9 protein-coding genes are annotated in these 8,988 nt (G+C 47.7%); 1 reads left to right on the top strand and 8 read right to left on the bottom strand.

The window, feature by feature from the left end:
- The 8 genes from QUB77_RS30810 to QUB77_RS30845 form a co-directional block, all read right to left on the bottom strand.
- Window positions 1–600 (bottom strand): hypothetical protein (locus QUB77_RS30810; RefSeq protein ID WP_333180812.1); only part of this gene is annotated, 600 nt, incomplete at its 3' end.
- Between the two features lie 36 nt (window positions 601–636).
- Entirely contained in the window at window positions 637–840 is a 204-nt protein-coding gene (locus tag QUB77_RS30815; protein WP_333180813.1) for a hypothetical protein, read from the bottom strand.
- A 111-nt stretch (window positions 841–951) separates the two neighbouring features.
- Entirely contained in the window at window positions 952–1,890 is a 939-nt protein-coding gene (locus QUB77_RS30820) for a site-specific integrase (protein WP_333180814.1), read from the bottom strand.
- Between the two features lie 155 nt (window positions 1,891–2,045).
- Window positions 2,046–2,408 (bottom strand): hypothetical protein, encoded by a 363-nt coding sequence (locus QUB77_RS30825; RefSeq protein WP_333180815.1) that lies wholly within the window; start codon window positions 2,406–2,408, stop codon window positions 2,046–2,048.
- 258 nt (window positions 2,409–2,666) lie between these two features.
- Window positions 2,667–3,302, bottom strand: coding sequence for a hypothetical protein (locus QUB77_RS30830; RefSeq protein ID WP_333323702.1), 636 nt, complete (start codon window positions 3,300–3,302; stop codon window positions 2,667–2,669).
- Window positions 3,303–3,358: 56 nt separating this feature from the next.
- Window positions 3,359–3,658: a hypothetical protein gene (locus tag QUB77_RS30835; RefSeq protein WP_333180817.1), complete on the bottom strand. Its 300-nt coding sequence runs from the start codon at window positions 3,656–3,658 to the stop codon at window positions 3,359–3,361.
- A gap of 209 nt (window positions 3,659–3,867) precedes the next feature.
- Entirely contained in the window at window positions 3,868–4,512 is a 645-nt protein-coding gene (locus tag QUB77_RS30840) for a tyrosine-type recombinase/integrase (RefSeq protein ID WP_333180818.1), read from the bottom strand.
- A 46-nt stretch (window positions 4,513–4,558) separates the two neighbouring features.
- The gene (locus QUB77_RS30845) at window positions 4,559–7,936 is read right to left on the bottom strand and encodes a plasmid replication protein, CyRepA1 family (protein ID WP_333180819.1); all 3,378 of its coding nucleotides are present in this window, start codon (window positions 7,934–7,936) and stop codon (window positions 4,559–4,561) included.
- Window positions 7,937–8,446: 510 nt separating this feature from the next.
- Here QUB77_RS30845 and QUB77_RS30850 point away from each other — a divergent pair.
- The gene (locus QUB77_RS30850) at window positions 8,447–8,578 is read left to right on the top strand and encodes a hypothetical protein (protein ID WP_333180820.1); all 132 of its coding nucleotides are present in this window, start codon (window positions 8,447–8,449) and stop codon (window positions 8,576–8,578) included.
- Window positions 8,579–8,988 lie beyond the last annotated feature (410 nt).

Here is an 8,988-nt window from a genome sequence, read left to right on the forward strand (position 1 = left end):
TTGAGATTTAGCTATATCCCGATACCCTTGCTCTCGCTGATCAATGTTTTTGAGAGTTTCGTTATTTGGCCCGTAGACTTTTTCTGCACCTTGCCGCGTTAATTTTTGTACTGCACTATCAAAATCTCCTCTGTATTGTGCAACTTTTTTCGCCGTAGCTTCTTCCCCTGGTCGCAAAGCAATTTCTTTCGTCTGCCTCCAAGACTCCGCAGACTTTGCATCAGTTATTTCCATTATTTCTTTCCAAGAATCTCCAAACTGCCAACCTTCCCTAGTGTTTGGATCTTGAATTGTTGGAATATACCCAGGGGGGTATGGTTCCCCTGTTTCCGGGTTTACTATAATAGGTTCCCCGCTTTGCACAATTGCGTAGATCCGCGTGTAAGCTGCGGTTTGCCCCAGCGGGTAAATATTCCCGTTTGCTCCCATCCCCGTTCCAGGGCCGAACATTGATGGATTTAGTCCTCCATTGAATGTCCCAGCGCCTCCCGGCCCGGAGGGGTTTACAGTTGATGAAAAATCTCCTAATCCTAATCGAGTAGCTTGCTGCTGGTTGTAAATAGGCGTGGTTATCGGTGGGTTAGTGAATGCTTGTGCCATTTTTTTCCTAGATTTGTGTACCTCCATTATCGCTTGTTAAACCAACATCTGAACCGCTGAACCCACTAGAGAACAACGTTTTAGTTGAAGTGCTTCGGGCGAAGCACTTCCTACTTCGCTCAAAAGTCTTGAAACGTTCGATAATGCGGTCTTTTGTGCATCTTCTGGAAGTAGTGAAGTATTACTGCCAGAATCGCTAGAATTCTTGCCTAGTGGCACTTCGTTTACTTCTGATGTCACTTCGGATTGCACTTCCGGCACTTCAATTCAGAGAGTAGTAATCGAAGTGTTTTTCACTTCTACTTCGTATACTTCTCGAACATTGAAGTATAAGAAGTAGAAGTGAAGGAACTACTCAAAAATAGAGGGCAGCTCAGGGCGGTTGACTAGGTGTCCGTAGGTGGTGGCCACCATCCTTGTATCTGAGTGCCCCAGTAAATATGCCACCCCCGTTAGTGGGCATCCCTGGTCGATCGCGTGGGATGCGAAGCTGTGCCGGATAATGTGCGGGCGTCGGTACGGGATGCCCGCAGCGCTCAGCACTTTTTTCCAGCGATCGCGAAAGTTGTTCGCATCTATGTGGCTTGTGCCTGTTGGATTCTTGAAAATTAGCTCGTCAGGATGGATGTTGGTAGGTTTCACTTGTTCAAAAAGTTTGCCCAGTTCTGCGTTAATTTTCAGGAATCGGACGCTCCCAGTTTTGGTACACTTCCTGACTCGTTCGTACCCGTTTCCGTCTTTGCGCTGAGACAAAGACTCGCAGATGCAAATTTCCCTGCGAGTAAAATCTATGTGCTGCCAGCGAAGTCCGATCGCCTCGCCAAGTCGGCAACCTGACAAAAACAGGAACTTTGTAAAAGGGCTCCAAGCTGGGTAACTTTTGTCAAAACCAGCAATTATTCTGGCCGCTTCATCCCGTGAGAAAGGCTTGATAATTTCCTTAGTACCCTTGCGAGATTTCAGTTTTAACCAGGGATTGTAGGGCAACAATCCTTCCTCTTTCGCCCAAGTTCCGCAGCTTCTCAAATAGCCAAGCTTTTTGTTGTAAGTTGCTGGTGCTAACTTTTGGTTAACAAACCAAGCAACATCATCACTGGACGGATTGCCAGCCTTCACTATTTGGCGTCGCAAGATTGCGTAATGATCGGATTTGGTTTGAGCTGATATATCTAAGGTTGAAACCCAAGCGTCCCAAATCTCAAGGAGTGGCGGGATTTTTTCTTTCTCGTTTTGTAACTGTTGTGACAGTTGTACCAGTAAGTTCTTGAGTTCTGGGGTTATGGCTTGCATGATTTCTAATTGATTAATAAGCACCGTTGGTGCGGTTGGTGCGGTTGGTGCGGTTGCTGGTGGAGTTGATACAGCAAGGCTTTGAGGTGGTGGAGAGGTGGTGGAGAGGTGGTGGAGAGGTGGTGGAGAGGTGGTGGAGTCTCCACCAGTGCTTGCTAACCCTTCTCTACTAGCCTGAGTTCGGCTCCGACCTCGTGTGAGGTGAGATGCCCATCAAAACATGGGTATAAGTTATCGGGGCCTTTGCCAGATAACCAATTGATGTGATATTCCCATCGCTGATTTATGGGATGCCAGCAAATGCCGACTATTTCGCCTACTTCGGTATGATCTACCTCAGACTCGTCAATCCAAGTGTCAGCTACCGTGTCACCGATCGCAAATGAAGGTGCGGGATATTTGCTGGGAATTGTTACAGTTCGCAATGTCGTTAAGGATGCAGCAGCAGCCACCATCCTCGAATGAAAACCCCGTCGAGAAAGTAGGTCTCGACTCATCTGGGCGTCTAGATGTGCCATAATTCTTAAGTTCCAATCGTTGAAAGAGAACGTTTGGAGAAGTCGTGACTTGGTTAGCGGGCTCAATCGCTAATCAGTCGCGCATCAATCTTCCTTAGTTACTAACGATCGCAGGTTTGCAGTTATTTGTCAACATCGATTCAAATTGATTCCGAATCGATTCAAATCGATTCAAACCTACTCAAATCGATTCAAAAAATGTCCGAAATTTCGGACACTTTGGGAAAGCCCTGGACTGAGCCAGGGCAAGAAATATTCCTAATTTCCCTTGTTAGGGGTTAACGCTTTTAGGATAGCGGCATAAAAGGGCTTCAGTTCGGTGATGGTAAAAGTTCGGCCCGGCTTTCTCTCTGTCTTGTAAATCGCGTGAACAGTTTTCAAGTCAGGCAGTTCGATCGCGATCAGTGCTGAATTCTGCTTCAGGTCTGCCAGTTCGGCCCTTAAATTCCCTATTTCTAGCCTCTGTTCCCTCATCACCGCTTCGTCTGCGGGATTGGGCTTTAAGCTATACCCGCGCTCCAATTCCCGAATCTTGTCGTTTTGATTGAGGATGGTTGCCTTAGCATCGGCTAGCTCGCCTCTGGCGTCACTCAGTTGCTGCTGCCATTGAGTCTCAAGCGCCTTAATAGCCATTCCCTCCCGGTGCACCTCTGCCGCAGCTTCCTTTGCCTCTTTCTTGAATTGGGCAAGGTCGGCTCGATCGGCTGCCACTGCTGCAAGTTCTGCATCTCGATCAGCAAGCTGAGATTCTAGATTTTGGATTTTAGATTTTAGATTCTCAATCTCTGCCTCTAGCTTCCATTCCCGCTCTCTACCATCTGCAATGATCGAGGCCTGTGCGGCGTGGCTTTCCTTTGTCTGTGCCAGCTCTTGCTTGAGCGATTCATTCTCCATTTGCGATCGCACTTCCTCCAATTCCTGCGGCCTGAGTGAGTCTGTGGGCGATTCACTCAGGCCCTCAATTTTCCCCGCAATTCCTCCATCTCTACATCTTGCTTTGCCTGCCTTTCCTCGATTTCCGCCAGCCGTTGTGCGAGTGTGTTATCGAGTGTGGTACTAGGTGTGTTGTCAAGTGTGTTATCCGGTAAGCTACTTACTAGCTGAAAGTATTGTGTTAAGGCGCGATTTACCGCAGCCGAATACATCGGCCCTTTCTTAGATTCCATCCCGTTAGCGGTGCAAAACTCTGTCAATGCTTGCTCTACAGCCGGATCGAGGTATACGGCGATATGCTTTTTGTCTGTTGCCATAGTGTGTTACTCACTTGGTCGGTACAATACCAATTTACCATATCTATTGAGGGGTAACACACTATAAGTTATTCAAAGCTCATTGGTAACACACTATAAGTTAATTGTATGTTTCCAGTATTGCACTGAGTACAATACTAGGTTATAGTGGCAACATACCAGTCAAGCAAACCACCGCCCAAATTTTACGAGGCCCCAGGCGGTGGCTATCAATCATCCCAAAACCCTTCAAATCTCTGGGGTGCTAGCTGCGTGTACCTCACGGTGTGGTGAATGTTGGCATGACCCAGATAATCTTGAATTGCCCTGGTGTCAATGCCCTTAGCGGCCAAGTAGTATCCGCAGCCGTGGCGAAGCATATGGGGATGTACCGGGAATTGAAGCTGTGCTCCTTCCCCAGACTTGCGGATCATCTTCCTTGCCGCGTCTGGGGTCATCGGCCCGCCACGCTCTGAATTGAACAAGTAGGGGGAATCAGGGAAGTCCCGCTGCAACTGCCTGAGCGATCGCATTTCCTCACCGGCTAACGGATGCACCGACGGTCGCGAACCTTTCAACCGCCGGACGTGAATGTGAGCAGTCTTCAAATTAATCTGCTGCCAGCGCAAGTTCACCAACTCCGATATCCGCAGCCCGTGCCGATAGCCCATCAAAATTAGCGTAGAGTCGCGATGTCCCCAGCGGCCTTTCCGAGCCGCCTTGATCATCGCCTCCACTTCATCCTCAAACAAATACTCCCGATCGCGAACTTCCAAGTATGTCCTCCTGTTGGAGCTAGTTTTTGGGGGCGGGGAAACAGACTCTCTAACTTTCAGAAGTCGAGGGCCGCGGCTGGGGAACGGAATGACAGTCATTAGATCACCTAAATCAGCCCCAACATTCTAACTATTGAGATAGATGTTAGAAAGTCTGTCCCTCCCATTCGATTTGATGTGGCCATGCAAGCACCTCATCCCAAACTCCCCCAACTTTCTCTACCAACATCCGATATTGAGCGCCGTCTGTCGCGGCCAAGAAGGAAGCGCGCACCCATTGTCCCCAGCGTTGCACCCTCGCCGCTCTTCCTATGGGGTGTGGTTCTGTTCGTTCTGGTAGCGTTCCAATGGTTGAGTCTGTTGTCACACTAGGTGTTTTATCTATATCTATAGTCCGATGTGTGACAAATTGAGCTTGGGGGGGGGTGTTTTGATAGGAACCCTTACTGCAAGCCGATTTGAGGTCTACTGTGACATCAGACTCAACCGCTGCGATGCCGTTCTGCTGGAATTCAAACAAAGCGAGTTCATCCCGTTCTTTCCAGAACTCAAAAATCTGCGATCGCAAACCTTCAGGCTCCTTAACTTTGTTGCCAGCGCTGTCGAACACGTTCACCGACGCAGCGCCACCAAACTTATAAAACCTCACCCGCTCCTCACCGACGCGACGCTGTTCGCTCGAATGTTTGCCACGTCCTAGTTGACCAAGAAAGCTCAGTACGATTCCGATCGGATTCTCTGCTGCTTTCTTTGGCGATACGGTGATTCCCGTCAAGATTTTGATGTCAGTCGCAGCTCTTAAAGCTTTGCCTACAAATTCAAGAACCTCTGGCGATTTGTTGTGAAATTCTTTTGTGGGGTTGCAGAACTGCAAAGTATTTAAAGTTTGGTGAACTCTCAGCTTGCCTGTGAGTTGCCGGATATCTTGCAGACACAGTTGCCCGTCGCCACTCTTAATCTGAGAGTCGATACTTTTGCGATCGCGCATCAAAACAAAATCTTCGTTGTGGTTGAGAAGGTAATCGAGGTGAATTTTTCCATACCAGCGGTCTTGATGAAGCTGTCGCAGTTCGGGGGTAACTTCTACTTTGTAAATTTCCTTCAGTCTAAATTTTTCCTCTTGATGCCGTTCTGTATCGGTTTTGCTGCGCTGCTGTTCTAGCTTCTGGAATTCCTCGCGATCAATATCCTCGGCTTCTGCCACGGCGACAGCTTCCTCAACCTGACTGAGAATTCTTAGCGACTTAATTTCCCCAGCGGTATCGCGGTCATCATCCCCGCAATTTGTGATGTTGTGTCCTTCTGCCTCAAGCCCATCTCGCACAGCTTCCCGGAACTCCCAAATTGACGAATTTATTCGGGCCGCGTACTGTGCCCAAGATTTCAAAACTACTGGGTTGTAAGCTTTGTCGAGGTCAAACTCAAAATCTTTGAGCAGTGCCAAGTTATAGCGGCAATCTTTCTCTTTAGATGTGGCGACTGCCTTGTAATTTGATTCCCCGTTGCCAACTTTTCCTACAGCAATCTGGCGGCACCAGACAAGCCTTGGCACCGGTTCGCGTACCCGTGCCAGAGACTGTCGAACTTCGTTATCAGAGGTTGCACCTTGATAGATGCCAACCACGGCGGTAAAATGCCCCCGCAAGTCAACAGACACACCAGTTGCCAGCGACGGCGAACAAATCACAATATCGTAGAGCGCCGCTAGTTCGTTGATTTTCTCAGCGCATTGGTAAGCTGGGTGTTCAGGATTAGCTACAGTCTCAGCGTCTATTCTGAGGATTTTCTTGCCAGGCAAGCGCGATCGGTAATATTTTTCTAAATTCTTACTGCCGTATTTGCTCTTGGCTTTTTGAGAATCGGTGCTAACCCAGATTTTGCCCCCACAAGTTACCTGATCGACTGAATCTTTGAGAAGGCCTGATGGATTATCTTGAGTTTGGCCCTTGATGTGGTGGGTATCGTAAAACAGTATTTCCCACGGCTCAGACGGTTGCCAGTGATTCACGGCAATCCACGGGGCGACATCAATCCCAGAAAGTTCGCGAACAAAGTCGATGCTGTAGTCACTTAAATCAGCATCTTGCAAAACGAGTTGGCCACTAGAACTCAGCACGGTTTGCAGTAAAAGCTTGAGACTTGCAAGAATTGCTTGGCGATGTTCCCGGCAAGTTGCCGAGTTCAGTGTGTGCCAGAAAACTTGCTCAACTTCATCAAAAATAATCAGCGCACCTTTCCAAGCTAGCGGATCGAAAAATGCTTGAGACGTTGGGTGCAAGCTGTCGATGCAGAGTCCGTGACCCAGAGCTTTGCCTTCAATTTTGCGATCGCCGTCGCTGTTCATTTCTTCGATCCAAGGAATTCCGACACGCTGGCAGATTGCCCGTCCCAAAACAATCCTGTGGGTGAGGACTAAAACTTTGCGGTTTTCGGCTTGAGCTTTGGCCGCTAGTTTTCTGAGTGCGTGGGTTTTCCCTGAACCTTTGGGAGATTTTACACAGATGAGTCCTGAGTCAGGGTAAGGAATATCAAGATATTGCTGGTTACACTCCCACGCGATCGGGTGAGTCAAGGCCCAAGCTTTTTTTCTGGTTTCCTTGCCGAGCCACGAGTGAAATTGCTTCAGAATTTCATCAATGCTTCTGGCGGCCAACATCACCGTGTCAATATCTCCACCAGCGACCACGAAGTCGTCAGTGCCTTTTTCGGGGCCCGGTAGTATGGCAATTTTGGCGATCGCATTTTGCAACAGTTCGGCCGTTGCGCGTGCCGCTTTGAATTCTACGGACTGAAAGTAATTTCCAGGACGGTAGTCGAAACCGAAAATAATTTCGCGTCCTGGCGTGTCGAATTCCTGTAAATCTTCGTGTAATTTTTCACCGATCCTTTTGCCATCGGATTCTCGACAAATCACCCGCCGGCCCATCCAGATGCCATTGAGGGAGATAGCGGCATATCCCAGAAGCATTGAGCATCCTGCCTTTTTTTCCCCTTCTTCAGGCTTGACGGGAATGTTGTTGTCCCGTACCCAGTCCCAAAATTTGATCGCAAGTCCCCACGGGCCGACTAACTCTGGATTCTCAGGAATAGCAACACCGTAGCGCTTGGCTACTAAGTCCCATATAGCCAGAGTCGGCAGTAAAAAAGTCGGTCTAGTTGCGATATGGATGTATCGCCCATCTTGGGCGTAGTATCCACTTGCATTTAAATATTTACCTTTTTTGGCTAGCGGCCCGCTAGTAACTTTGGCGCGTCCGTGACAGACTAACGCCACTGACTCAATACAGTCGTCTAGTTTTGCGCGTACTTTCTTAGGCACTCCCGTGCTACTTTGTGTCGCCGTGACTTTTGGGTTGAGTGTCTCAAAAAGTTCTGCGCCTCTTTCTGTGTGCCAGTTTCCCATGAAGAAGGGAAGTTTTATCTCGAAAGGCACATCGGGCGGGCTAGATGCCAGCAATTCTTGCAGATGCTCTGGCAGAAGCACGCACTCAGTAAGAAAGCTTGCTGTATCAAGAGTATTCATGATAGATTGAACTTAAGTTTTATTTTGGTCAAAGACCTAGTACCAAGCCAGAGTAAGTTTACAAGGCAGACTCTGAACTTGGTTGGAGGTCTTTTTTTTTGGCTGTAGTAGCCTAGTTAATACCTTATCATGTCTATCTTTCCTGTGCAAACGATTGTTAAAAATTCAAACCTTACAACTTTTGAATAACTTCCGCCTTGCAAGACGGAAGTTATTTCCTGACGCAACTTGACTATCCCTTCAAGCGCAAGTTCAACCATTTAGATTTGTAAATTTTATTGGCTAAGCCCAGTTTTCTAAATCCTCTTTGGATTTGGAGCGCATTTTGACGTGCCACAATCTAGCGCCCTTGGAGCCCGAAAACGAACCGGAAACGAAAAAAAACTCACTCGTCGGGTTTAAAGGTAAAAGCATTCGACGACCGCTTTGCTACAAGGGTTTCGTCAGTTGCTGGAAAAAAGGAAAATCTGCAATAATTATTTAAATATTTATTTCTGACGACAGGACATTATGGCTTTTTCATTCCTGACCGTAAAAATATCTGACGACCTTTACGCCACCTTGAAACAGCGAGCGCTAGACGAAAAAACTACTATTTGGCGACAGGTTGAAGAGGCTTTAAAGGAATATTTAAATAAATAAATATTTTATATAGTTAAGCACGGTTAATCAGTTTGATTCATTGCAAATACTTAGGCTCCCAATAGCAAGTGGACGAAACTTGTACACCTCCAGCGATTCTTGTGCGATTTCTCGCACTTTTTCAATAAAACGGAATTACTTAAGCTGGCGACACCTGCCAGGGCAAAAAACAGAGTTCGCCGAGAAATCGGAACCAAAGGTAGTCTACCGAACGCCGAACATTTCTTAACGCTTGTCTAGTTAAATGCTAAACAAGCGCTGTTAAGTTTGAACGTTAGCGCGGTGCAGGCAAACTGTAACCCCCACCTTGAAAGGCTGTTCCACTTACCCTCTGTTGTTGACCCCCAGAGTAAGGAGTCTGAGGCTGTTGTGCAGCTCTTAGTTGAGATTTAGCTATATCCCGATACCCT

Source organism: Microcoleus sp. AT9b-C3 (assembly GCF_036705485.1).
Lineage (GTDB): Bacteria > Cyanobacteriota > Cyanobacteriia > Cyanobacteriales > Microcoleaceae > Microcoleus.

Coding starts and splice junctions, on each gene's coding strand:
- QUB77_RS30820 (WP_333180814.1), bottom strand. CDS start 1,890: ATGCAAGCCATAACCCCAGAACTCAAGAACTTACTGGTACAACTGTCA.
- QUB77_RS30825 (WP_333180815.1), bottom strand. CDS start 2,408: ATGGCACATCTAGACGCCCAGATGAGTCGAGACCTACTTTCTCGACGG.
- QUB77_RS30830 (WP_333323702.1), bottom strand. CDS start 3,302: ATGGAGAATGAATCGCTCAAGCAAGAGCTGGCACAGACAAAGGAAAGC.
- QUB77_RS30835 (WP_333180817.1), bottom strand. CDS start 3,658: ATGGCAACAGACAAAAAGCATATCGCCGTATACCTCGATCCGGCTGTA.
- QUB77_RS30840 (WP_333180818.1), bottom strand. CDS start 4,512: ATGACTGTCATTCCGTTCCCCAGCCGCGGCCCTCGACTTCTGAAAGTT.
- QUB77_RS30845 (WP_333180819.1), bottom strand. CDS start 7,936: ATGAATACTCTTGATACAGCAAGCTTTCTTACTGAGTGCGTGCTTCTG.
- QUB77_RS30850 (WP_333180820.1), top strand. CDS start 8,447: ATGGCTTTTTCATTCCTGACCGTAAAAATATCTGACGACCTTTACGCC.